Annotated in this window: 20 protein-coding genes and 1 pseudogene; 14 read left to right on the top strand and 7 right to left on the bottom strand. The window is 70.2% G+C overall.

Going from position 1 to position 21,283, the window contains the following annotated elements; genetic code table 11:
• Together E1292_RS41105 and E1292_RS41100 are read left to right on the top strand one after the other, a co-directional pair.
• Positions 1–725 (top strand): ZIP family metal transporter (locus E1292_RS41105; RefSeq protein ID WP_132604514.1); only part of this gene is annotated, 725 nt, incomplete at its 5' end.
• Positions 726–886: 161 nt separating this feature from the next.
• Positions 887–2,038 (top strand): epoxide hydrolase family protein, encoded by a 1,152-nt coding sequence (locus E1292_RS41100; protein ID WP_220447309.1) that lies wholly within the window; start codon positions 887–889, stop codon positions 2,036–2,038.
• 176 nt (positions 2,039–2,214) lie between these two features.
• On the opposite strand, the gene E1292_RS41095 is transcribed toward E1292_RS41100, so the two are convergent.
• Both E1292_RS41095 and E1292_RS41090 read right to left on the bottom strand, forming a co-directional pair.
• Complete coding sequence (locus E1292_RS41095; RefSeq protein WP_132604511.1) at positions 2,215–3,012, bottom strand: DUF1684 domain-containing protein; 798 nt, start codon at positions 3,010–3,012, stop codon at positions 2,215–2,217.
• Between the two features lie 45 nt (positions 3,013–3,057).
• Positions 3,058–4,518, bottom strand: coding sequence for an MFS transporter (locus E1292_RS41090; protein WP_165975002.1), 1,461 nt, complete (start codon positions 4,516–4,518; stop codon positions 3,058–3,060).
• Positions 4,519–4,781: 263 nt separating this feature from the next.
• Here E1292_RS41090 and E1292_RS41085 point away from each other — a divergent pair, with 263 nt between their 5' ends.
• From E1292_RS41085 to E1292_RS56345, 6 genes and pseudogenes are all read left to right on the top strand, one after another.
• Positions 4,782–5,372: a helix-turn-helix domain-containing protein gene (locus E1292_RS41085; protein ID WP_220447308.1), complete on the top strand. Its 591-nt coding sequence runs from the start codon at positions 4,782–4,784 to the stop codon at positions 5,370–5,372.
• A 387-nt stretch (positions 5,373–5,759) separates the two neighbouring features.
• Positions 5,760–6,821 (top strand): LLM class flavin-dependent oxidoreductase, encoded by a 1,062-nt coding sequence (locus tag E1292_RS41080; protein WP_132604501.1) that lies wholly within the window; start codon positions 5,760–5,762, stop codon positions 6,819–6,821.
• Positions 6,818–7,420 carry an NAD(P)H-dependent oxidoreductase gene (locus tag E1292_RS41075; protein WP_132604498.1) on the top strand — a complete coding sequence of 201 codons (603 nt, stop codon included), beginning with the start codon at positions 6,818–6,820 and terminating at the stop codon, positions 7,418–7,420. The genes E1292_RS41080 and E1292_RS41075 overlap by 4 nt, the downstream gene beginning before the upstream one ends.
• 68 nt (positions 7,421–7,488) lie before the next feature.
• Positions 7,489–8,376 carry an NmrA family NAD(P)-binding protein gene (locus E1292_RS41070; protein WP_132604495.1) on the top strand — a complete coding sequence of 296 codons (888 nt, stop codon included), beginning with the start codon at positions 7,489–7,491 and terminating at the stop codon, positions 8,374–8,376.
• A 33-nt stretch (positions 8,377–8,409) separates the two neighbouring features.
• Positions 8,410–9,234, top strand: a pseudogene (locus E1292_RS56350) (alpha/beta hydrolase); the annotation flags it as partial.
• A 65-nt stretch (positions 9,235–9,299) separates the two neighbouring features.
• Positions 9,300–9,659 (top strand): alpha/beta hydrolase, encoded by a 360-nt coding sequence (locus E1292_RS56345; RefSeq protein ID WP_500690530.1) that lies wholly within the window; start codon positions 9,300–9,302, stop codon positions 9,657–9,659.
• 79 nt (positions 9,660–9,738) lie between these two features.
• Here E1292_RS56345 and E1292_RS41060 read toward each other — a convergent pair whose 3' ends face one another.
• On the bottom strand, positions 9,739–10,386 hold the full coding sequence (locus E1292_RS41060; RefSeq protein WP_220447307.1) for a hypothetical protein: 648 nt from the start codon (positions 10,384–10,386) through the stop codon (positions 9,739–9,741).
• Positions 10,387–10,535: 149 nt separating this feature from the next.
• Between E1292_RS41060 and E1292_RS41055 the strand changes: the two genes are divergently transcribed.
• The 3 genes from E1292_RS41055 to E1292_RS41045 all read left to right on the top strand — a co-directional run bounded on the left by E1292_RS41055 (position 10,536) and on the right by E1292_RS41045 (position 13,715).
• A complete protein-coding gene (locus tag E1292_RS41055) occupies positions 10,536–10,994 on the top strand; it encodes a GNAT family N-acetyltransferase (protein WP_132604489.1) in 459 nt (152 codons plus the stop codon).
• A gap of 181 nt (positions 10,995–11,175) precedes the next feature.
• Positions 11,176–12,411, top strand: coding sequence for an FxsB family cyclophane-forming radical SAM/SPASM peptide maturase (locus tag E1292_RS41050; protein ID WP_246090684.1), 1,236 nt, complete (start codon positions 11,176–11,178; stop codon positions 12,409–12,411).
• The gene (locus E1292_RS41045) at positions 12,408–13,715 is read left to right on the top strand and encodes an HEXXH motif domain-containing protein (RefSeq protein ID WP_132604483.1); all 1,308 of its coding nucleotides are present in this window, start codon (positions 12,408–12,410) and stop codon (positions 13,713–13,715) included. The genes E1292_RS41050 and E1292_RS41045 overlap by 4 nt, the downstream gene beginning before the upstream one ends.
• A gap of 31 nt (positions 13,716–13,746) precedes the next feature.
• On the opposite strand, the gene fxsT is transcribed toward E1292_RS41045, so the two are convergent.
• The gene (fxsT, locus tag E1292_RS41040) at positions 13,747–16,293 is read right to left on the bottom strand and encodes an FxSxx-COOH system tetratricopeptide repeat protein (RefSeq protein WP_132604480.1); all 2,547 of its coding nucleotides are present in this window, start codon (positions 16,291–16,293) and stop codon (positions 13,747–13,749) included.
• Positions 16,294–16,576: 283 nt separating this feature from the next.
• Between fxsT and E1292_RS41035 the strand changes: the two genes are divergently transcribed.
• Together E1292_RS41035 and E1292_RS41030 are read left to right on the top strand one after the other, a co-directional pair.
• The gene (locus tag E1292_RS41035) at positions 16,577–16,765 is read left to right on the top strand and encodes a hypothetical protein (protein WP_132604477.1); all 189 of its coding nucleotides are present in this window, start codon (positions 16,577–16,579) and stop codon (positions 16,763–16,765) included.
• A gap of 393 nt (positions 16,766–17,158) precedes the next feature.
• Positions 17,159–19,093 carry an nSTAND1 domain-containing NTPase gene (locus E1292_RS41030; protein ID WP_342775761.1) on the top strand — a complete coding sequence of 645 codons (1,935 nt, stop codon included), beginning with the start codon at positions 17,159–17,161 and terminating at the stop codon, positions 19,091–19,093.
• Here the strand turns inward: E1292_RS41030 and E1292_RS51790 are convergent.
• Both E1292_RS51790 and E1292_RS41020 read right to left on the bottom strand, forming a co-directional pair.
• A complete protein-coding gene (locus E1292_RS51790; RefSeq protein ID WP_165975000.1) occupies positions 19,057–19,617 on the bottom strand; it encodes a hypothetical protein in 561 nt (186 codons plus the stop codon). The genes E1292_RS41030 and E1292_RS51790 overlap by 37 nt on opposite strands.
• A 94-nt stretch (positions 19,618–19,711) precedes the next feature.
• The gene (locus E1292_RS41020; RefSeq protein WP_181958378.1) at positions 19,712–20,119 is read right to left on the bottom strand and encodes a hypothetical protein; all 408 of its coding nucleotides are present in this window, start codon (positions 20,117–20,119) and stop codon (positions 19,712–19,714) included.
• On the opposite strand from E1292_RS41020, the gene E1292_RS41015 reads away from it, so the two are divergent.
• Positions 20,112–20,624, top strand: coding sequence for a cytochrome P450 (locus tag E1292_RS41015; protein ID WP_246090683.1), 513 nt, complete (start codon positions 20,112–20,114; stop codon positions 20,622–20,624). The two genes, E1292_RS41020 and E1292_RS41015, sit on opposite strands and share 8 nt — an antisense overlap.
• Before the next feature lie 5 nt (positions 20,625–20,629).
• Here E1292_RS41015 and E1292_RS41010 read toward each other — a convergent pair whose 3' ends face one another.
• On the bottom strand, positions 20,630–21,028 hold the full coding sequence (locus E1292_RS41010) for a VOC family protein (RefSeq protein ID WP_132604468.1): 399 nt from the start codon (positions 21,026–21,028) through the stop codon (positions 20,630–20,632).
• Positions 21,029–21,283 lie beyond the last annotated feature (255 nt).

The raw sequence follows: 21,283 nt of genomic DNA, 5'->3' as shown, positions 1-21,283 counted from the left end.
GGTGGGGGCTGCTGGCCGGGTTCGCGCTCGTGCTCGGAGCGCTGGCCGGGTACACGGTTCGGATGCCGCAACGGCTGATCGCGTCGGTGATGGCGTTCGGCGCCGGGGTGCTGATGTCCGCGGTGTCGTACGAGCTGATCGACGAAGCGCACCGCCGCGCAGGGCTGGCGCCCGCAGTGGTGGGGGCCGTGGCCGGCGCGGTCCTCTACACCGTCTGCAACGTCCTGCTGGCCCGGCGTGGAGCCAGGCATCGCAAGCGCTCCGGTGACCGGCATCCGTCGCAGCAGGAGGGGTCGGGGTCGGCGATCGCGCTGGGCGCGGTGCTCGACGGCGTGCCGGAGTCGCTGGTCATCGGCGCGAGCCTGCTCGGCGGGGGTGCGGTGAGCATGGTGACCGTGGCGGCGGTGTTCATCAGCAACGTGCCCGAGGGCCTGTCGAGCGCGGCCGGCATGCGCCGGGCCGGGCGATCCAGGACGTACGTGTTCGGGTTGTGGATCGGGATCGCCGGGGTCAGCGGCCTGTCGTCGCTGGCCGGGTACGCGCTCCTGGGGCAGGCGCCCGCCGCCGTGCTGGCGGGCATCATCGCGCTGGCCGGCGGAGCGATCCTCACCATGATCGCCGACACCATGATCCCCGAGGCGTTCGAGTCCTCGCACCTGATGACCGGTCTCATCACCCTGGCCGGCTTCCTGCTCGCGTTCGCCGTGTCGAAGGCCGGTGGTTGAACGCCCGACCACCGGTGCCGCACGCCGTCGAGATCCGGACACACCGACCCGCCACCGCGCGACCGGCCTGACCGATGAGCTGCGGGCGACCCCAAGCCCGCATGAGCCGACAGGCGTAGCGTCAGGACGAGTGACGTCTGGGCACACCAGAGGAGAACTCCGTGCCGAGCAACACACCCATGATCACGGTCAGTGACGCGGAACTGAACGAGCTGCGCGCTCGGCTGAAGGCCACGCGATGGCCCCGGCCCTGGCCCGTGGACCGCTGGGAGGCCGGCACGGACACCGTGGAACTCCGCCGCCTCGTCGCGTACTGGGCCTCCGGCTACGACTGGCGAGCCCACGAAGCCGCCATCAACGCCCTCCCGTCACATCTCGCGGATCTCGACGGAACACCGGTGCACTACCTGCGCTTCGACGGCGAGCACCCGGACGCGCTGCCGATCATCCTCACGCACGGCTGGCCCAGCTCCTTCCTCGAACTGGTCCCCCTCGCCGACCGGCTGGCCACCCCCTCCCGGTACGGAGGAGCGGCCGAGGACGCCTTCACCGTGATCGTCCCCTCACTGCCCGGGTTCGCGTTCTCGCCGCAGCGCCCCGCGCTCACGGACGCGGAGCAGACGCACGACCTCTGGCACCGGCTGATGCGCAACGAACTCGGCTTCGAGCGGTACGCGGCGCACGGCGGGGACCTGGGCGCCGGCGTCACCTCACGACTCGCAGAGGCCCACCCCGAGGCGCTGGTCGGCATCCACCTGCTGGCCGTGGCGGCACCGGCCGGCTACGACCCCGACAGCCTCACCCCGCAGGAGCGGGACCACCTCGCCTCCGTGGCGGCCTGGCAATCGCAGGAAGGCGGGTACCAGCACCAGCAGAGCACCCGTCCCCTCACCCTGGCCCACGGCCTGGCCGACTCGCCCGCCGGCCTGCTCGCCTGGATCGTCGAGAAGTACCGTGCGTGGAGCGACTGCGGAGGCGACCTTTCCTCGCGCTTCAGCGACGACTTCATCCTCACCCAGGCCTCCCTTTACTGGTTCACCGGCACGATCTCGACCTCCTTCAGGCCCTACTACGAGTACGCCCACGGCCTGACCCGACGGGTGGAGCGGGTGGAGGTGCCCACAGCCGTCGCCCTGTTCCCCGCCGACCTGAGCCGGCCGCCACGGAGCTGGGCGGAGCGCACCTACACCATCACGCGCTACACGCACATGCCCCGCGGCGGGCACTTCGCCGCCCACGAAGAACCCGACCTGCTGGCCCACGACGTCATCGAGTTCTTCCGCGCCCACCGTCCCGCGCCGTCTCCGGACTGACCGGGCAGGCCGCCGGCGCCACCGCCGACCTGGCGTGCCGGATGGCCCGGCCGCCCGCCGTTCGCCATCACCGACGTGACGAGCTCACGGGTCGAGTCCACGCGTGGCCTCGCGGGCGGAGCGTGGACGGAGCCAGGAAGGCGAGGTCAGGTGAAGTGGCGCCGGGCTCGTCCGCGTCAGTGGGGTGTCTTCTCTCCGGCCTCGATCGCGAAGGGCAGCCGGTTGGTCGAGGGCGGTAGCGGGCAGATGGGGAAGTGCTCGCTGAACGCGCACGGCAGGTTGACGGCGCGGTTGAAGTCGAGCGTCACGTTGCCGTCGGCGTCCGGTTCGGAGAGGTTCAGGGAGCGGCCGGCCCCGTAGGTGGTGACGCCGCCGGTGGCGTCGGTGAAGACGGTGAGCAGCATCCCGTGTGAGTTGAGCACCTGGAGGGTGTGCTCGCGACCCGCGTACGAGAAGTGCACCTGGCCGGGCGTCTCGTGGGTGTGGGCGTCCCAGCCCACGGAGTCGAGCGTGATGGACGCCGGCGCGTCCAGCCGTTCGAGCCGGCCGGGGAGCACCCATGCCGGGCTGGGTTCGTAGGCAGGCACACCGCCGAAGTCGTGCCGGGCCGGTGAGCTCGGATCGTAGGTCACGATCAGGTACGTGCCGCGGTAGGTGATGCCCACCTCCAGGTCCCCCACGGTGACGCGGAGGTCGTCCGGGGCGTCGGCGAGGGCGAACCGGCGTTCGGTGGTGAAGGTCTCGCCGTCGAAGGTCATCGGAGTGCCTCGGGGGTCGATGTGGAGGTCGTCCCCGTGCTGCCACCACCGGCCGGGCAGCCCGGGATACTGCTGGGGCGTGTCGTCGAGCCATTCGTGCGAGGTGGCGGCCAGCCAGCCCAGGGGCTGGGTGAGCCATTGCTCCCAGCCGGCCCTCCACTCCTTCCAGGCGCGTGTGAACTCCTGTGGGTCGGTGGAAACGGGTGCGTCGCTCATGGTGGTTCCTCCGGCTTCTTGTGTCGTTTTCTTGTGTCGTTGTGGTCAGCGCGTGGTGGGGCGGGCCCAGGTGGCGAAGAGGGTCAGGGCGAGCAGGGGGAAGACGACCCCGGCGGTGAGGGCGGTCGCGATCGCCCCCGCTTCGCCGGCTCCGGCCGCGGCGGCGCCGTAGACGGTGGTCATCACGGCCAGGCCGAGCGCGCCGCCGAGCTGCTGCATGGCCTGGTTGAGGCTGGAAGCGGCGCCGAGGAGGTCGGGCGGCGCCTGGTGCATGATGACGGCGGTGAGCGGCGCGACGGTCAGCCCCGCGCCGAGGCCGAGCAGGACGAACGGCCCGAGCAGGCCGCCGGCGAAGGTGTCGGCGGCGTCGACGCGCGACATCCACACCAACCCCGCGAGCAGGGCGGACATCCCGAGAGAGCCGATGACCCGCTCCCCGTGCCGCGGCACCAGGCGGCCGGTCAACAGGTTAGTGACGAGCAGCGCGGCACTGAAGGGCAGGACGGACAACCCCGTCTGCAGCGGGGTGAAGCCCAGCGCGTTCTGGGTGAACAGCGCGGCGGAGTAGAGGAAACCGGCCTGGCCCGCCGGGATCAGCATCATGGCAAGCAGCGGGGCCGCGCTGCGCATCCGTGTGAAGAACCCCAGCGGCACGACCGGGGCGGCGTGGCGGCGTTCGATGAGGACCAGGGCGAGCAGCCCGGCGATCGCCAGCGCGAACGAGACCAGGACCGGCGGGCCGGTCCACCCGTGCGACCCGGCGTTGATGAGGCCGTAGACCAGGGCCGTCATGCCGATCGTGGACGCGACCGCCCCGCCGACGTCGAGACGGGCCGGCGCGCGGGTCGCCTCCGGCACCAGCAGGCGTACCCCCACGAGGACGACCAGGCCGATGGGGATGTTGACGAACATCACCCATTCCCAGCCCAGGGACGTGGTCAGCAGCCCGCCGAGCACCAGGCCGAGCCCGGCGCCGATGCCGATGGACAACACGAACACGCTCATCGCCCGGGCGCGCTGCGGACCGGGCCTGGTGATCGACATCAGCAGCACCAGGGTGCTCGGCGCGGCGAGCGCCGCTCCCACACCTTGCAGGACGCGGGCGGCGATGAGCATCGCCGGCGTCGTGGCCGCACCGCCCAGCGCCGAGGCGACGGTGAAGACCGACACGCCGATCAGCAGGGCGCGGCGCGGGCCGATGATGGACCCGACCTTGCCGCTGAGCAGCACCAGGCCGCCGAAGACCAGGGCGTAGGAGGTGACCACCCAGGACAGGCCGGTGGCGGAGAAGCCGAGCGCGTGGCGGATCTGCGGCAGAGCGACGTTCACCACGCTGTTGTCGATCACCAGGATGAGCTGGGTCAGGCAGAGCACGATGACCGCCGGGTAGCGCAGCCGCTGTGCGGAGGATGCCTGGCCGCCGCCCGCCGCCGGCCGTCGGCTCAGCGGGATGACGCGGTCGTGGCCCGGATCGTGCCCGGAGCTCTGGAGGGGTTGGGTGCTCACCGTGAGCGTCCTTTCTGACTGTGGCCGACTCTGACCGCGGCCGGGGCCTGGTCGGCGCCCGGCTGTGTTCGGCGCCTGGTCGGCGTCGCACGGCTGGGAGTCTGCGTCACCCCCGGTCGCGGACACACGAAAAGTTGCCGACCCGGCAAGAGACGCCCTCCGGGGAATGCGGGCGTATACGTGGACGGTTGATGCCATGGCCGGACTTCGGATCGCGTCCGGTGCTCGCGCTCCTCGTTGCCAATTCAGCATGGACGGCCGCTGTGGACGACGATTTGGACGCCGCGCTGACGGGCATGGGCCCGCGGCTCCGGCGGTTGCGCCGCCATCGCGGCCTCACCCTGGCCGGCCTGGCCGCGGAGACCGGCATCTCGCAGAGCACCCTGTCGCGCCTGGAGAGCGGCCACCGGCGGCCGAACCTCGAGCTGCTCCTCCCGCTGGCCAGGGCCCACGGCATGCCGCTGGAGGAGCTGATCGGGGCGCCGCAGACCGGCGACCCCCGCGTCCACCTGCGGCCGATCCGGCGCGACGGCATGACCTACATCCGGCTGACCCAGCGGGCGGGCGGCACCCAGGCGTACAAGCTGATCATTCCCGGGGCGACGGGCCCCGCCGAGCCCGACCCGCAGCGCCACGAGGGCTACGAGTGGCTCTACGTGCTCAACGGCCGGCTGCGGCTCGTACTCGGCGACCAGGACCTGACCCTGGCGCCCGGCGAGGTGGCCGAGTTCGACACGCGTGTCCCGCACTGGATGGGCAACGCCGGGCCCACACCGGTCGAGCTGCTCATCCTGTTCGGGCCCCAAGGGGAACGCGCTCACGTACGCGCCCGGCCACGCCAGAACGGCACCTGACGCGCGGCGATCTCAGCGGGCGGACGTACCGGTGCCCGCGGCCGCCGTCAGCCGGGCGCCGGCGCTCGATCAGGCGGCGTCGCCCGAGCCGGTCGGCGCGGCCGGCCTCGCCCAGCAGGGACAGCACGCTGTGTTCGGCCACGCTCACGTCCAGCGGAGCGAGCGTCGCCCTCCGCGGCGAGCACGGGCCGAGTGAGCGTCGCGCGGGCCACCCGCTCGGCGGGTACGTCGCAGGTCACGCGCTCATCGCGCGGCCGGCCCGTACCGGGCGAAACACGTGGCGCAGGCAGTCTGCACGCCGGGAATATTTGCTTGCGCAGGCAGGTTAATCGGTACGGATCAGCGGCTGGAGGCGAGCGGCGCCACCGGCCGGAGGAAGGAAACGACATGCCATTCGAGATCGGCATCATGACGTTCGGGGAGCTCACGGAGGACCCGGCCACCGGAGCCCTGCCGTCCCCGCGGCAGCGCGTCCGCGAGACGATCGAGCAGGCGCAGGTCGCCGACCAGGCGGGCCTGGACGTCTTCGGCGTCGGCGAGCACCACCGCGGCGACTTCGTCGGATCAGCGCCGGCCATCCTGCTGGCCGCCGCCGCGGAGAAGACCGGGAACATCAGGCTGACGAGCTCGGTCACCGTGCTCAGCTCGGAGGACCCCGTACGCGTCTGGGAGCAGTTCGCCACGATCGACCTGCTGTCCGCCGGCCGCGCCGAGATCATCGCCGGTCGCGGCTCCTACACCGAGTCCTTCCCGCTGTTCGGGTACGAGCTGAAGGACTACGCGGAGCTGTTCCGCGAGAAGCTCGACCTGCTGCTCAAGATCCGCGACCGTAACCCGCTCACCTGGTCAGGCCGCTTCCGCGCACCCCTGGTCGACGCCGATATCGCACCCCGCGCCGACGGCGGCACCATCCCGATCTGGGTCGGGGTAGGCGGGTCGCCCGCGTCGGCCATCAGCACCGGCCACCTCGGCCTGCCCATGGCGCTGGCCCTGCTGCTCGGGCCGATGACCTTCCACGAGGAGACGGTCCAGCTCTACCGAGCGGCCGCGGCGAAGGCCGGGCACAACGCGGACGCGCTGCCGATCAGCATGAACTCGCACGGGTTCGTCGGGCGGACCAGCCAGGGCGCGCGGGACACCATGTACCCCTACTTCGCCAGAGGCATGATGGAGAACAACCACCAGCGCGGCGTCGGCCTCCGGCTCCCCCGGGCCGCGTTCGACGCGCAGGCGTCGCCTTCGGCCGGACTGCTGGTCGGCAGCCCGCAGGAGATCATCGACAAGCTGCTCGCCTACCACGAGCTGTACGGCGTCAACCGGGTCATCATCCAGACCGGCTTCGGCGGCATGCCGCAGAAGGAGCACCTCGAAGCGATCGAGCTGCTCGGCACCGAGGTGGCACCCGTCGTGCGCCGCGAGGTCGCACTGCGTGGGAGGAGCGTGGCATGACCGTCGTCCCGCAAGCAGGCCACGCGGATCCGGGCACGTCCACGCGGGGCCCCGCCCTGCGCGTGGTCGTCGTCAACGGCAGCCCCAGCGAGCCGTCCAAGACCATGGGACTGGTCGACGTCGTCCTCGACACCCTGAAGGGCATGATGCCGATCGAGGTGTCCCGGGTCGACGTGTACCGCCTGGGCGCGGGGTTCACCGGAGCGATCGAGCGTGACGACGTCCCGATCGAGGTCGAGGACTCACTCCGGCTCGCCGAGGACGCCGATCTCCTCATCGCCGCCGCACCCGTGTTCCGCGGTACGTACCCCGGCATGTTCAAGCACTTCTTCGACCTCGTCGACCAGTACGCGCTCGCGAACAAGCCCGTCCTCCTCGCCGCGACGGGCGGAGGCGACCACCACGCGCTCGTCCTGGAGCACGCCATGCGGCCGCTGTTCGCCTTCTTCCAGGCGTTGACGATCCCGGTCGCGTTCTTCGCATCCGCCGGGGACTTCGACGGTACGACACTGCTCAACCCCCGCGTCTACGGACGCGTCGAGGTCGGGCTCGCCGACGTCGCAGACCTTCTCAGAGCCCGCGCGACGACCCGCAGGTGATCCCAGCCGGGCTGCCGAATCCGGAGCCCCGTTCCCAACCCACCCCTACTCCGCGACAAGGAGCATCCATGTCCACCGTGTTCGTGGCCGGCGCCACCGGCCGCCTGGGCCGCCTGATAGTCGACAGCCTGCGACGGCGGGACGTGCGGGTCCGCGCTCTCGTCAGGCCCGGCAACACCGAGGGCCGCCAGGCATTCGACGACCCGGCCATCGAGATCGTGGAAGGAGACATCCGCGATCCCGCCGACCGCCTCACCCGTGCCCTCCAGGGAGTGGACGTCGTCGTCTCCGCCGTCCAGGGAGGCGCGGAGGTCATCATCGACGGCCAGGTCAACCTGCTGCGTGCCGCCGAGCAGGCCGGGGTTCCGCGCTGGATCCCCTCGGACTTCTCCCTCGGTATAGACCGGCTCGACTACGGCGACAACGACTTCGCCGACCTCCGCAAGAGGGCCGCCGAGTCCTACCGCTCCAGCACCGTGGCGCCCACCTCGGTCCTCATCGGCGCCTTTCTCGAGGTCCTGAACATGCCCTTCTACAACTGGGTCGACTGGGAGTCCGGCACCTTCAACTACTGGGGTGACGGCGATCAGCCCGTCGACTTCTCCACGTACTCCGACACCGCCGAGTGGACCGCCGAAGTGGCCCTCGACCCCTCGGCCGCCGGCCGCACCGTGCGCGTGGCCGGAGACGTTCTGACGCTGAAGGAACTGCGCCGGGCCATGGAGCGCGGCTCGGGGCGGCGGCTCGAGGCGCGGCAGCTCGGCACGACCGACGACCTCCGCGCCGAGATCGAATGCCGCAAGGCGGTGGCCACCGACGCGTTCGAGTACCTCCTTCTGCAGTACAACTGGGCCATGGTCACCGGGAAGGGAAAGCTCGACCCGCTCGACAACCACCGCTACCCCGGCATCCAGCCGATCGGCGCCGAGGAGTACTTCCGGCAGACCATGCGCTGACGCCCCGGCCAGCGCCCCTTGTCTCCCGGCTTCATGAAGGCTTCATCCAGGCAACCGCACGAGCCACATGTGACCGCGCTTGAGTGCAGCACGAGCACAGAGGAGTGGGAACGTCAGGCCCGGCGGTTGCGAGGAGAAGACATGCGACATCAGGTACGGCTGTCAGCGATGGCAGCCTCGGTGGCTGTGGTGACGTTGGCCGTCGCGGGGTGCGGGGCGACCGGGACGCCTGCCGGAGAAGGCGGAACGGACCCCTCGACCAGCGCCTCCAAGTCGGCTGCCACCGTCGAACCGGTCGAGATCGACGAGGAGAAGTGGTTCCGCGAGATCCCACTGGAGGACTGGGCTGCGAATGGCGGCGACACCGCCGTGATGCGGGCGGTGCTGCGGCGCATCCAGGAGGCGACGGGCAAGCGGGAGAACGCGCAGTGGTCCGACACCGTGATCGAGCCCGGTCCCGGCAACTGGATCACAAAGTGGACCACCGTTGCGAAGGAGGCGCTGGGCAAGGCCGACGCCGCCCGAACCAACGGCGATCCCCGTGACGCGCGGGACCAGTATCGCGCGGCATCGATCTACTTCACGGTGGCCGCCTACCCCCAGCACCGGGAGTCGGCGCAGGAGGAGGACGCGTACACGATGGCGAAGGCCGCATACGAAAAGGCGGCCCGTCTCGGGGACTCGGGTTTCGAGCGGCTGCGGGTGCCCTTGGAAGGGGGAACGTTCGAGGCGTTCCTCCATCTCCCCAAGGGCGACGGCCCGTTTCCCGTCGTGCTCTCCACGGGCGGCATCGACGTCGCCAAGACCCAGAACCGGCCGCTGTTCGAGAAGCACCTCGCTCCCGCCGGTATCGCCATGGTCTCGTCCGACAACGCGGGACGTCTCGCATTCACCGACGAGCGGGTCAAGGCAGTGGTGTCCGTGTGCGGCCCGGTGCACCAGGCCCTCGACGCCGGCCCCGAGTTCATCGACATCCTCCCGCCGCAGCCGCGGGCGGCGCTGGCTGCTCGCCTCGACGTCCCGGCTGGGAACACCGAACGACTGGCGCATCTCGTCAAAAGACGTCGCTGGTCAACCAGGGCTACGTGGGCAGGAAGCGAACCGACACCCCGATCCTGGTGGTGGCCACGGCGGACGACCCCTTCGCGCCGGTCGGCGACATCAAGCGACTCTCCGCCTCATTTGCCGACGGCGAGGTCAAGATCACCGGGGGCCATGGACACTGCCCGCCGGTCAAGGAGCGCGACCAGGTGACCTGGGACTGGTTGAAACGGCACCTGTGACACGAGACCCGTGACACCGGAAAGCCCGTGACGCCGGTCCCCCCGGCCGGGATTCTCGCGGGAGGTCGGTGTGCCGAGGTCAGCCTGCCTCAGGACCGTCTGGCTCCGCCGGCTCCGCGGCCGGTGCGATCTGCGGCGGCGTCGCGGCCCCGCCGGCGAGCTCGCGCCCTTGGTTCAGCGTGTAGTCGAGCTGCCTGGCCAGGTGCGGGAGCGTCGCCGGAGGTAGGTACGCGTCAGCGCCGGCGTCGAGTAGTCGTCGGACCGGGCCGTGATACTGCACTCCGAGTTCGTGGTCCTCGATCTCGGTGACGACGACGCGAGCTTTCGGAAACATCGATCGCAGCGCCGCGATCAGCTGCGGGCTGCCTGGCGGCACCAGCAGCACATCGGTCGTCGCGGGAGCCGCATGCATATCGAGCACTACGTAGTCCGCCCCGAGCTGGGTGGACAGCGCAACCCTCGCCGCGGTCGACAGCTCCATCGCGGTGGCCACGACCGTCACGCCCGCGTAGTCGATGGGTGCTTGCTCGTCAGCCTCGCCGTCCTCGTCCGGCGCGTCGTGATCGACGATGGCGCCTTGAATCACGTCGATGGTGCTGGAGATCGTCGCGATCGACGCGCCGTCACGCGTGAGGACCAGACTCTCACCAGGCTGGAGGGCGTCGATGAGCGCCACCACGTCGTCGGGCAGGCGGGTCACGTCGATGCCGCTCAACGAGATGCTCACTCAAGCCCCTTCCCGTGCTGGAATCTTGTTGGATGCCGCTCCACGACCATTGGTTCGACGTCGTGCCGGAGTTTCCTCTCGCGGCTCGTCAGAGGAGTGCGGGATAATCCGGATGCGACCGGCGAGCGCAGCCTCATAGCCTCGGCCTCATGAACGACCGTGCCTTCGTCCCCGACGACTTCGTCGTCCCCCTGTCCCTGGCCACCCCGCAGTTCCGGCTGGAACCCTTGGGCCCCCAGCACAACGCCGCCGACCACGCCGCCTGGACCAGCAGCATCGAGCACATCCGCGCGACCCCGGGCTTCCCGGACGGAAAATGGCCTCCCGTGGACGGCATGACCCTGGAGGCCAACCTCGCCGACCTGCGACGCCACGCGAACGACTTCGCCCGGCGCCGCGGATTCACCTACACCGTCCTCGACCCGGCCGGCGACGAGGTGATCGGATGCGTCTACATCTATCCCTCCCGCAGCGACGACCACGACGCCGACGTGTCCTCCTGGGTCCGGGCCGACCGAGCCGAACTGGACGTGCCCCTGTACGAAGCCGTGACGGTTTGGCTGTCCACACAATGGCCCCTCGGAACGCTCGACTATCACCCGCGCTGAAACCGCATCCCGCGGGGAAACCCTGCGACCGCGACCCGCCCGGCTGCCGCACGCAGTCTTATCGAGGACTCCGTCATGCCCTTGTTTGACGAGATCCTTTTGCGCGCTCATAGTGGTTGTGCACCTACAAGCGATAGCGCAACGACGCGCCGGAATGCTCACCTCGGGAGTTGATCAGGGCGTGGCGGTGAATCTCGGGTCGGTGCAGCGTGATGACCATACCGAGTGGCCGAAAGTCCCGGGTCCCGCCGTCCTCGCGGCCCAGGGATGGGCGCCCACCCCGTTTCGCGAATTCGTGGTGAAGGTCAACAGCCGCTGCGACCTCTCGTGCGCGTACTGCTACGTCTATGAAATGGCGGACCGGAGCTGGCAGGAACAGCCGATACGCATGTCCGCCGCCACCGCCACGCGTACGGGTGAGCGGATCGCCGAGCACGTCCGCGGCCACGGCCTGCAGTCCGTCGAGCTGATCCTGCACGGTGGCGAGCCGCTGCTGGCCGGGCCCGCGCTGCTCTCCCACATCGTCACCGCCACCCGGGCAGCGGTCAATGGTCGTGCGCGAGTGGGGGCGCGGATACAGACGAACGGAATCCGCCTCGACGCCGGATACCTGCGCATGTTCGACGAGCTCGATATCGCCGTGGCGATAAGTCTCGACGGAGACAGAAAAGCGCACGACCGGCATCGGAAATATGCCAACGGCAGGGGCAGCTACGACGCCGTGGCGAAGTCGCTGGGGCTGCTGCGCGGTTCGTTTCCGCACTTGTTCAGCGGCCTGCTCTGCACAATCGACGTCCGTGACGATCCGGTGGCGATCTATGAGGCGTTACTCGAGCACCGACCACCCAGAATCGACTTCCTGCTGCCGCTGGGCAACTGGTCATATCCTCCGCCGGGACGGATACCGGGGGCCGCGGAAACTCCGTACGCCGACTGGCTGATCGCCGTCTTCGACCGGTGGTACGGCGCGCCACGTAAAGAGACCGAGGTTCGGCTCTTCAGCGAGATCATTCATCTCCTGCTCGGCGGCCGGTCGAACAGCGAGTCGCTGGGGCTGTCCCCTGTGACGGTTCTCGTCATAGACGCGGACGGGACGATCGAATTGTCGGACACGGTCCGATCCTCCGCGCCCGGAGCGCCCTCCACGGGGCTCCACGTGACCAGGAACGCCTTCGACGAGGTGCTGCTCCTGACCGAGACCGTCGCCCGCCAAGTCGGCGAATCCGCGCTGGCCCCCGGCTGCCGGTCGTGCAAGGTGAAGGCAGTGTGCGGCGGCGGGCAGTTCGCGCACCGCTATCGCGCGGGGAGCGGTTTCGCCAACCCCTCCGTTTACTGCCCCGACCTGCTCAAGCTCATCCGGCACATCAGGAAGGCCGTGGCGGCCGACCTGGGTACGCAGCTCGAAAGGCTTGGATGAAACTGCGCAGACACAACGTCTCCGACGACGTGTTCGCCGCCCTGGCGGCTGGGCGAGGAGGTGCCGCGGCGGTACACCAGCTGGCCGCCGTCGAGCGCAGCAAGCATCTGCTCCTCCTACGTGGCCTGGTGGAGAGCGCCAGAACGACAGGGCATCCCGCGGCGGGCCGTACCGCGGACGCCTACGACCTGCTCGCCGCGCTCCAGGACAACGCCCCGGACGCCGTCGAGGCCGTCGTGTGTTATCCGGCTGTGGGGGCTTGGCTGCGCTCCACGCTCCTTGCTCTCGACAGCGATCCGGAACATGCCTGGCCGGATCATCTGGCCGCCGTTACCGCGGCCGCCGCGATCAGAGCGCGGGCGCGGTTGTCCATCGAGGTACGGGTCTCCACCGGTGCGCTTGTCCTGCCGTCCCTCGGGGAGGCTCGCGTCCCGGACGGCACCGCGACGGTGCGGTCCACGGCTGGAGGGGCGGAGGTGGTCAGCGGTGGCGCCCGCGTCGTGATCCCCGACGACCGCTCCAGGGACGTCCCGGGCTGGCGGGGCCTGCGCCGGCTCACGGCGTACGCGGACGGTCAGGCTCTCGACCTCGTCCTCGACGATGTCGACCCCTACCGGATGCCCGCTGACGTGGCCGGCAGGCTGCCCGAGGACGAGCTCCAGTGCTGGCGCTCGGCGTTGGAGGAGGCGTGGCGCATCCTCACCGCCCACCATCCGTCGACGGCGGAGGAGATTCAGGTGGCGCATCGGGTGCTCACCCCGCTGCGTCGTCCGGCACGGGGGCAGGTGAGCGGGACGGCCTCGGAGACGTTCGGCACCGTGGGCATGTCCTCGCCCTCCGACGGACTCACGCTCGCCGCGACGCTGGCGCATGAGATCCAGCACGCGAAGCTGGGCGCGCTGTCGGACATCGTGCGCCTGCTCGACGCCGACCAGGGCCGCAGGTTCTACGCGCCCTGGCGGGAGGATCCCCGGCCTGCCGCCGGGCTGCTGCACGGCGCGTACGCCTTTATGGGGGTCACCGGCTTCTGGCGACGCCAGCGCCACCACGAGCGGGGTGAGAGGGGCGTCCTGGCTCACAGCGAGTTCGCCCGCTGGCGGGCGGGCGCCGGCGGCGCCGTGGACGCCCTCATGGCCTCGGGGCTGCTGACGTCCGCCGGCAAGCAGTTCGTCGCCCAGATGCGCCGCGTCCTGACCGCCTGGCAGGGGGAACCGGTGCCGGCGAGCGCGGAAGCGCGGGCCCGTGCGGAAGCCGAACGTCACCTGGCCCGCTGGCGGCGCGCCCACGGCCGGCCCGCGTTCTGAGGTCGGGGCCGGGCGCCGCGGCCGTGAAGTGCTAGATGGGTGGCGGGTCGAAGTCGAAGTCGAGCTGCCGTCCCTCGCCCGCGACCACAGTGTCGGGATGCTGCGGACCGCGCACTTCCTCGAACTGCTTGATGGAGCGCGACGACAGCTCCTCGGCTCTCTCCTCGGCGCCCATGCGTCGCAGGATCACCGACAGGTTGGCGGAGCAGCCCAGGGTCAGCGGGTGGATGGCTCCGAGCAGCTTGCGGGAGCGGTTGAGCGTGTCCTCGCCGAGGCTCTGCGCGGCGTCCAGCTCGCCGAGCACCGTCAGGTCGCTGGCCAGGTTGGTCGCGATGACGAGCGAATAGTGGTGGTCGCGGGAGAGCCTGCTGTCCAGGGCCGCCAGGCACTGCTCGTTGAGCCTGCGCGCGCTCTCGGCGTCTCCACGCACCCGGTGCAGCAGCGCCAGGTTGCCCGCACACCCGCGGTTGTAGGGATGCTCCTCGCCGTAGACCTGCGGGTAGCGGTTCATCGTGTCCATGGCCCGTTCGAAGGCCTCGTTGATCTCGCCGATGGTGCGCAGGGTGTTGGCGTGGTTCATGGCGGCGGCCAGGGTGTCGGGGTGGTCCGGGCCGAGCAGCCGTTTGTACCGCTCGTAGACGTCCTGGGCCAGCTCGATCGCCTCGTCGTAGCGGGCGGCGCGGCGCAGCGCGATCGAGAGGTCCTTGCCGGTGCGGAGCGTGACCCAGTGTTCGACATCGAGCTCCTGAACGCCGAACGCGTAGGCGTCCTCACCGAGGTCGCAGGCGTCCTCGTAATCGCCGCACAGCCGGACCACCCGCGCGAGATTGCCCCAGAACAGGAGGTGGGACACCTTGCTGACGTCGGACTTCCGGCTCGAGACGGTGAAGACGTTCTCATGGACGGAGCGTGCCCGCTGGTAGTGGCTGACCAGGGCGTAGTCGAGCGCCAGGTTGTTCTTGGCGAGCAGCAGTTCGATGTGGTCAGCGGCGTAAGTGGCCTCGTGCCCCTGCAAGACCTGCTCGTCATGATCTCTGGCCTCGATGAAGTCGCCCATGGCCCGCAGGTCTCCGCCGAATCCCTGGGAGAGGAACAGCGACTTCTCGTGCTGGGGCCCGAAGACCTGGCGCGCGCGATCCAACGCCGCCCTGTCGATCTCGAAGGCCTGGGGGTAGTCGCCGAGAACGCGCAGCACCTTGCCGAGCTGTGCCTGGGCGTCGATCACGTGGGGGTCGTCGGGGCCGGAGTCTTTGGTCCACTGCCCGAGGAAGCTTTCCACGAAGGCCCGGCTCGTCTGGTGCTGGCCCGACGCGTAGAGGTAGCGGACCATGTTGAGCGCGAAGTCGCGCACCCTCGGTTCGCGCGTGGTGGCGATGTCGGACGGCACGATGTGCTGGACGAGCTCGGCGTAGCGCAGCCAGTTGGCCTCGTCGTCGGGGTCGCCGAGCGCCGGGCTCGCCAGGAGGACATGGACGATCTTCCGGTAGCGACTCTGTTCGGCCTCGCTCAGGTCGGCGCGGAGCAGGGCCTGGATGAGGCGGTGCACCTGAAGGGTGCGTGTCTCCGGGTCGAGCTTGGCCAGCGCGTAGCGCCCGATCAACCGGATGGCCTTGCTCCGCAGCAGGGGGTTGTCGAGGAGCTGCTGCAGACCCGGTGCCAGCTGCTCGTCGACGCCCCAGCGGAAGACGTCGACGGGGATCGGCTCGGGGCCGAAGAACGCGCAGCACCTCATCAGCTCGACGGCCTCGGAGAGCTGCTGCTCCAGCTGGCTCACGGAGAGCCGCCAGGCCGCGGTCATCGACCGTGGGTAGTCGAGCGGCTTGGGCATCTGCAGGGTGTCGGACATGTGCTTGGCGAGCTGCTGGAGGTATTCGTCCACCGACATGCCCGCCTCGGCCTGCAGCGCACCGGCCTGCTCCAGGGCGAGCGGCAGGTGCCCCAGCTCATCGGCGAGCCGCCGCGCGTCGACCTCGCGGAGCGTCTTGGACACGCGTTTGTGCAGGAACTGCACGCTCTCGCCCTGCGTGAACACGTCGACGGGGACGGTCTCGACGACGCTGCGCCACTCCTGGTTGCGCGAGGTGATGAGAACATGCCCGGGACCGCGCGGGATGAGCTGGTTGATGTCTTCCGGCCGATCAGCGTTGTCGAAGATGAGCAGCCAGCGGTCGTACGGGTCGCCACGACGCAGCGCGTGCAGGACGGCGGCGGCGGTGTCGTCGATGCCGACCGCCTTGGCGGGGGGCAGGTTGAGCCTGGGCGCGAGCGCGGCCAGCGCCGCGGGCACCAGCAGCGCCTGGTCAGCCGATATCCACCACACGACGTCGTATTCGGATTGATAACGCCAGGCGTACTCGACAGCGACCTGCGTTTTGCCGACCCCGCCCATACCGTGCAGAGCGTGCGGCACAACCGCCGTCACGTCGGCCGCGATTCCGGCGCGAAGCTGCTCGAGTAGCCCATCCCGGCCGGTGAAATTCTTATTGCGCGGCGGAATCTTTTCGCCCCATACCTCTGGCAATCCGCGCGCCACCGCCCGAGAACCCGTCACAGACTGATGGTAGCAACACCGTAGCATGCCTCCTAGTCGACCCACTGACGCGCAGGTAGCCATGCAATTTCCATGAGGAGTGCGAAACTCGCCCGAATACCCCTTGTATGGATCATCTAGGACATAGGGCGCAATCGATAGGCTCGACGATCTCCAGTTCGAGAGTTCCGCCTGGTCAGAAGATTTGCGGGGGCGCACCCCTCTAGGCAAGGACCGCGATATGGGCGATGCTGTGGCAGGCATGCCTTACAAGCGGCGTTCGCATGGCGTACGGCCATGCGGTCAGCTGCCCCGACGTCTGGAGTTTCCATTGGCGAGACAGGAGGAATGTTCGCCCGAGGGTGTCGACGAGCACGACGGCGGCCTGCTCGACCTCTCCGCAGCCTCACTCCGCGACATAGCGGCGCTCTCAGCGGAGGACCCGTCGGTGTTCGGCGAGGCGGTGAAGAGGGCGCTCAGCCAGAGCGGATCGCTCCTCGGATTCGGTCAGAGCATATGACAACCCCTTCACCCGGCGCAGACGGCAACGGTCATCCGGCCGCTCACGGCATAAGGCCTCGTGAGAGGGGCAAGCCTGGACAACCGCGTGTCACGGTGGGTCGCGGTACGAGCGCACCGTCCGCCGACATAAACTCACGCCATACGTCGGACCGGGCTCCACCGGGGCGACCGCATTCGCGCTGAGAGGAGTCGGCACCATTTCCAGGCAGTCGCCATCTCCTCCAGGGCAATCGTGCAATCGGCCGACGCGCCTCCCTCTCGCTATTGTCTGCCGGCAATCCACCGCGAAGCGGTCTCCGCAGTCCGGTGGCAGGCGAGCGGGTCTGGCCGCTACCTCGCATCCGAAGCCGATCCTGCTTACAGGACGCCCTTTTCGGACGGGATCGCTGCGATGACTGTCAGCGTGATGGCCCAATATGTCGATCGGCAACCATATGTTGGCGTTCGCCCTTTTCATGCGGATGAATCCGGACAATACTTCGGTCGCTCCGCAGCGGCGGACGATGTCGCCGATCGCTGGCAGCAGCGTCCGTTGACGGTGCTCAGCGGGCCGCCCGGCTGCGGGAAGACCTCGCTGCTGCACGCCAGGCTCGTCACGCACCCCGCGCTCCGCGCCGCCGACGTCCTGCCGGCAGGGCGGCCCGCCGGACCGCTTCCCCGCGCGCTCGCCGCGCTGCCGGAGCACAACCCCTACACGCTCGCCGTGCTCTGTTCCTGGTCGCCGGCGACGCCCCCAGGCCGCCTGGCCGGGCTGTCCCTCTACGAGTTCCTGCGCCGCGACGGCCGGGCCGACGGCCGCTCGGGCCCCCTGTTCGCCGCGATCGACCAGGTCGAGAAGGTCTTCGAACGACACTCGCGCCTCGACCGGCACCGCGCCGGTTTTCTCGCCCAACTCCGCGAGGTCGCCGGCGAGCTACCGTCCCTGCGACTTCTCCTCTCCATACGGGAGGAGCACCTCCCCGACCTCGAGGTCGCTCTGGGTCCCTCGCAGCCGTACCGGTTGGGCGCGCTCACGCTCGACGAGGCAGTGCAGGCCATCGAACGGCCGGTGCTCGGTAGCGGGAGGTGGTACGCCGATGGCGTGGCCGAGCGCATCGCCTCCGCCGTAGCCACCGGGCACGGCGCGGTCGACCCGGTGCTCCTGCAGGCGATCTGCTCGCGGCTGTGGACTTCACTCCCTGCCGACACCACGGCCATCACCCTCCAGGACGTGCACGCTTATCCCGGCATCGGGCCGGCGCTACGGGAGTTCTGCGGCCAAGCCGTCGCGGACGTGACCATGGAGCACGACGTCTCCACCCTCCGCGTGGCGTCGTGGCTGCAACACGCGTTCGCGCCCTCCGCGGTCCGAGGCGACGCCGCGGGTAGCGCCACCCGCGCCGGCCTGCCGCCGGCGATACTCCTGGCCCTCCAGGACCGTCACATCCTGCGCGCCGACGACGGCTCCTACCGGTTGCACCACGAGTGCCTCGCCGAGCCGCTCACCCGACTGGACGTCGCCGACCTGCGGGTGAGCGGCACCACCCCCCGCCGGCATCTGGCCGCGGCGGAGTCCGCGCTGTTCAGGGGAGACCTCGCGACCGCGGAGCGGAGCGCGGGCGCGGCCCTCGCCGGGCAGGAGGACCTGAGGCTCCTGGCCGAGGTCGAGGCGAGGTTGGGTGACATCGCGCACCTCCGTGGCGACCCGCAACAAGCCGTGACCCACTACCGGGCCGCCGCCGCCTCCTACGAGGCGATGCAGGACAACTCTGCCGTGGCCAACCTGCTGGCCGCCATCGCCCACTCGCTGCTGGCTCAGGGAATGAGCGTCGAAGCAGTCGACACCATGCGCTCCGCGGTCGACCGGCTGCCGACCGACCTGGCGCTGCAGACCGAGTTGGGCCGGACGTTGTGGCAGGCGGGTCAGGGTCATGCCGGAGTGACCGTACTCACCGACGTGCTGAACACCGATTCCGGCACGCCCGAGGCGCTGCGGACGCGGGGGGAGATGCTGGCCGACCTGGGCCAGGCCGAGAAGGCCCTGCACGATCTCAACCAGGTGCGGCGGCATCTGCGCCCAGAGGGTCGCGCCGCCCGCGCGCTCGCCCTCGTCAGCACGGGCAACCCCCGGGACGCCGAGGAGGAGACGGAAGCGGCGCTCAGAGCCGGCATCCAGAACGGGCCGGCGCTCCTGTACGTGGCCCGCGTCAGGGCGCGCGGCGGCAACCGCGCCGGAGCGGCCGACCTCGCCCGTCTCTCCTTGGCGGCCACGGCTCCCGCGCTGCCCCCCCACCAGCGCGTCGTGGCGACTCAGCTCTTGGGGACCGGCAGCCCGTCGCCCTCCTGAAGAGGGTCGGCGTCCACCGCCACGTTGCAGAAGTCGTCGATGCGCTGCTCGATCGGGCCGAATAAGGGCGGCTCCAGGATCTGTCCACCCAGGAACTGGCCGCCCTCGTCGTAGTGCATCCGGGTGTGCCGGGTCACCTGGCTCGCCAGTCCGTACGCCGCCGTCGCCAGATCCCTCGCGGCCCGGGCAATCCCGCCCGGGGACAGGACAGCCACCCGCGAGGCCAGGTCACCCACGGTCGCGGCCTGCGCCTCGATGGCGGCGAGCCGGGCGTTCATGTCCTCCCAGGGGTGGTGGGCCGCGACCTCCACCTGCAATCTCAGCTTGAGCGCCCCTCCCAGCAGCTCTCCGTAAGCCTGCTCGCGCGCCTGTGCCTGCTGCTCCTCGCGCCGCCGCTGCGCCTCCCGCTCCTCCTTCCTGGCGGTGGCCCGGTTGGTCAGGGCGACGCCGCCCAGAGCGCTGAGAGCGCCCACGATCGCGCCGGCCGCGGAAATGATGGTCGTCACAAGCGAGGCATCCGCCATGGCGAAAGTGTGTCATCGCGTGACGGCGGATGGCAGAGCTCTCAAAATCGGCGCCGATCGTGTGCGGTTGATCGTTCCCCCTGCGTCCCCGGAGTCAGATGGTTCGAGCGGCGGCCATGACGCCGTGCACGGCCTCGCTGATGCGCTCGGCGGCCTGGTCGGGATCGGGCTGGCCGGCGTCCAGCCAGGCGATGACGGCCTCGAGGGTGACGGCGGGGATCAGGTTCGCGGCCCAGTCCAGCCACGGGCCCGCGGGGATGACGCGGGCGAGGTTGCGGTGGGCGACCTCGCGGGACGCGGCGGCGATGGAGTCGATCAGCTCACGGAAGTCCGGCTCGCGGGCCGCGTAGCGAAACAGCAGCCGGACCCCGTCGGGGTCGGCGGCGGCGGCGCGCAGCAGCGCGGGGATGGACCCATCGTCGAAGTCGTCGGCTCCGGTGGCCACGGCCAGCCGTCCGCCCACCGAGGGGGTCAGCGACGACGAGGCCGCCGCGATGGGCATGTTCCTGCTGTTCGCCGGCCACGAGACCACGGTCACCGCGATCGGCCTGGGCGCGCTGTGGCTGCTGGCCACCCCCGGCCAGTGGCAGGCGCTGGTGGCCGACCCCACGCGGATCGACGCCGCGGTGGAAGAGATCCTGCGCGCCCCCGGCCCGGGCGGCGGCGGCATCCCCCGATCCGCCCGCACCGACCTGGACATCGCCGGCGTGCGCGTACGGGAGGGCGACCTGGTCCTGCTGGACACGGGGGCGGCGAACCACGACGCCTCGGTGTTCGCCGACCCGGACCGGTTCGACCTCGACCGGCCGGCCGCGCCGCACCTGACCTTCGGCCACGGCGCCCGCTACTGCATCGGCGCGCCATTGGCCCGGATCGAGCTGCGGGCGGTCTTCTCCCAGCTCGCCGCCCGCTTCCCCGCGTTGCGGATGGGCTGCCCGGTGGAGGAGCTGACCTTCGACCCGCACGTGCTGACCGGTGGGCTGGTATCGCTGCCGGTCACCTGGTGAGCAGGTCAGCTTGCCGGGAGCGCGGCGTAAAGATCCACGCCGCACCCGTCCGGGTCGGCCACCGTGGCATAGCGCATGCCCCAGAACGCGTCGAACGGCTCGGCGATCCCGCGACAGCCCGCTTCGACCAGCTCGGCGTACTTGGCGTCCACCCCGGCCGGGGTGTCGAACTCGAAGCACAGCAGGGTGCGCGGCCCGCCGGTCGGCGCGCTCCAGCCCGGCAGGAACGGGGTGCGGAAGCCCTCGGTGTCCAGCATCAGGTGCAGCCCGTTCGGCAGGTCGCAGCCGGCGTGCTCGGCCGAGTGCTCATCGATCTTGAACTCCAGCCCCAGCCGGGCGTAGAACGCGATCGAGGCCTCCAGGTCGGACACGACGATGTCGATGGTGTTCAGCGTGGGACGCATGAGGCGCTCCTTGGAGATGAGTGGATCTGTTCGGGCCGTCACCGACGGCCCCTCATCTCCAAGACGATCGGCTGAGCGTGCGATACGACACGGCTCTGCACTTCCGTACGACGGCACAGATCACCGCGCTCAGTAGATGCGGTACTTCTTGCCGCAGTTGTCGAACTTGCCCGCCCAGCAGGTGAACGTGTACACCTTCTCGATCCCGTGCCCCCGCCAGGCGCCGGCGACCTGGCCGTCCCACGCCTTGTTGAA

Source organism: Nonomuraea deserti, from assembly GCF_004348685.1.
Classification (GTDB): Bacteria; Actinomycetota; Actinomycetes; order Streptosporangiales; family Streptosporangiaceae; genus Nonomuraea; species Nonomuraea deserti.
Note: the sequence above shows the minus strand (reverse complement) of the source record. Positions and strands in the feature narration are given on the sequence as shown.

Excerpts from the sequence above, each read along its gene's own strand:
- E1292_RS41015 (WP_246090683.1), top strand. The coding sequence starts at position 20,112 with ATGGGCATGTTCCTGCTGTTCGCCGGCCACGAGACCACGGTCACCGCG.
- E1292_RS41070 (WP_132604495.1), top strand. The coding sequence starts at position 7,489 with ATGTCCACCGTGTTCGTGGCCGGCGCCACCGGCCGCCTGGGCCGCCTG.
- E1292_RS51790 (WP_165975000.1), bottom strand. The coding sequence starts at position 19,617 with ATGGCGGATGCCTCGCTTGTGACGACCATCATTTCCGCGGCCGGCGCG.
- E1292_RS41030 (WP_342775761.1), top strand. The coding sequence starts at position 17,159 with ATGACTGTCAGCGTGATGGCCCAATATGTCGATCGGCAACCATATGTT.
- E1292_RS41055 (WP_132604489.1), top strand. The coding sequence starts at position 10,536 with ATGAACGACCGTGCCTTCGTCCCCGACGACTTCGTCGTCCCCCTGTCC.
- E1292_RS41010 (WP_132604468.1), bottom strand. The coding sequence starts at position 21,028 with ATGCGTCCCACGCTGAACACCATCGACATCGTCGTGTCCGACCTGGAG.
- fxsT (WP_132604480.1), bottom strand. The coding sequence starts at position 16,293 with ATGCTACGGTGTTGCTACCATCAGTCTGTGACGGGTTCTCGGGCGGTG.
- E1292_RS41095 (WP_132604511.1), bottom strand. The coding sequence starts at position 3,012 with ATGAGCGACGCACCCGTTTCCACCGACCCACAGGAGTTCACACGCGCC.
- E1292_RS41045 (WP_132604483.1), top strand. The coding sequence starts at position 12,408 with ATGAAACTGCGCAGACACAACGTCTCCGACGACGTGTTCGCCGCCCTG.
- E1292_RS41075 (WP_132604498.1), top strand. The coding sequence starts at position 6,818 with ATGACCGTCGTCCCGCAAGCAGGCCACGCGGATCCGGGCACGTCCACG.
- E1292_RS41080 (WP_132604501.1), top strand. The coding sequence starts at position 5,760 with ATGCCATTCGAGATCGGCATCATGACGTTCGGGGAGCTCACGGAGGAC.
- E1292_RS41020 (WP_181958378.1), bottom strand. The coding sequence starts at position 20,119 with ATGCCCATCGCGGCGGCCTCGTCGTCGCTGACCCCCTCGGTGGGCGGA.